Below are 1,342 nucleotides of genomic sequence, written 5' to 3'. Positions count from 1 at the left end.
CCCGTGGTGGCCGGCGGTCGCCACGGCCGCGATGGCGGGCCGCGCCCGCGCCGACGCCGGGCCGCTCGCGCTCACGGCGCTCGTCGTGGCCGTCGCGGCGTTCCTCGCCGTCGTCACGCCGCGGCTCGTCGCCGCGACCGGGGACGACGCGCTGCGCTGGGCCGTGCGCGCCGCGGGCCACGACGCCGACCTGACGTTCGCGCGCGCGATCGAGGAGGACGCGTACCAGGTGCGCGCGCTGCAGGTCGACCTGGCGGACGAGTCCCGGGACGCCGCGACGTCCCTGCGGGGCACGCTCGCGCCGGCGCTCGCCGACGCCGTGAGCACGCCCGTGACGAGCGTCGCGACGCTGCCCCTGCTGGTCGTCGAACCCGCGGTCGACGTCGACGCGCCCGTGCTGCGGACCGCGTTCGTCGACCACGCGGGCACCCCCGCGGTGACGTGGGTCGCGGGCCGCGCGCCGGGCCCGACGCTCACCGAGCGCGAGGCCCGCACGTGGCAGCCCGGGCCGCCCGTACCGGTCGAGGTCGGGCTGTCGGAGGCGGTCGCCGCGGCGCTCGGCGTCGGCGCGGGCGACGTGCTGGCCACGCGCAACGACAGCCGCACGGTCGCGCTCGAGGCGCACGTGAGCGGCGTGTTCCGGGCCGACGACCCGACCGACCCCGCGTGGTCGGCCGTCCCGGGGCTGCTCGCCCCCCGCGCGGTCGGGACGACGCTCACGCGGCAGACGCAGGTCGCGGGCCTGCTGTCCGACACGTCGCTGCCCGCGGCCGTGCTCGCGATGCCGCCGAGCGTGACGCAGCGCGTCGTCGCGTTCCCGCCGGCGGTCGAGCGGCTCGCCCAGGGCGACGTGGCGCCCGTCGCGGCGCAGGTCGCCGGGCTGCGCGCGCAGACCGGTGCGGTCGGCGCGGACGGTGGGGCGCGCACGTCGGTCACGACGGGTCTCGACCGCGTGCTGCTCGACGCACGAGCCCGGTTCGGTGCGGCCGTCGCGCAGGCGTCCGTGCTGCTGGGCGGGGTCCTGAGCGTCGCGCTGCTCACGCTCCTGGTGGCCGCGGGCCTGCTGGTGCGGCGGCGCGCGACGACCCTCGCGACCCACCGTGCGCGTGGCGCGACGCTGCCCGCGGTGGCGGTCGAGCTGGGCACCGAGTCGGTTCTGCTCACGGCCGCTGGGGCCGCCGCGGGCGTGGGCGCCGCCGCGCTCGTCGCCCCCGGTCCGGTGCCGTGGGTGTGGTTGCTGCCGGTCGTGGTGGTCGCCGCGGCGGGGCCGCCCGTGCTGGGGGTGCGGCTGGCGGCGCGCAGCGCGGGCGGCCGGCGCGTCGGGACGGACCGTGCCGCGCGC

General features: G+C 80.3%; 1 protein-coding gene. It reads left to right on the top strand.

Annotation, left to right across the window (positions count from 1 at the left end; genetic code table 11):
• Positions 1 to 1,342, top strand: a 1,342-nt coding sequence (locus CS2_RS19265; RefSeq protein WP_217997417.1) for a hypothetical protein, incomplete at both ends; no start/stop codon positions are given.

This window comes from Cellulomonas iranensis NBRC 101100 = JCM 18110 (assembly GCF_001552375.1).
GTDB classification, from domain to species: Bacteria; Actinomycetota; Actinomycetes; order Actinomycetales; family Cellulomonadaceae; genus Cellulomonas; species Cellulomonas iranensis.
Note: the sequence above shows the minus strand (reverse complement) of the source record. Positions and strands in the feature narration are given on the sequence as shown.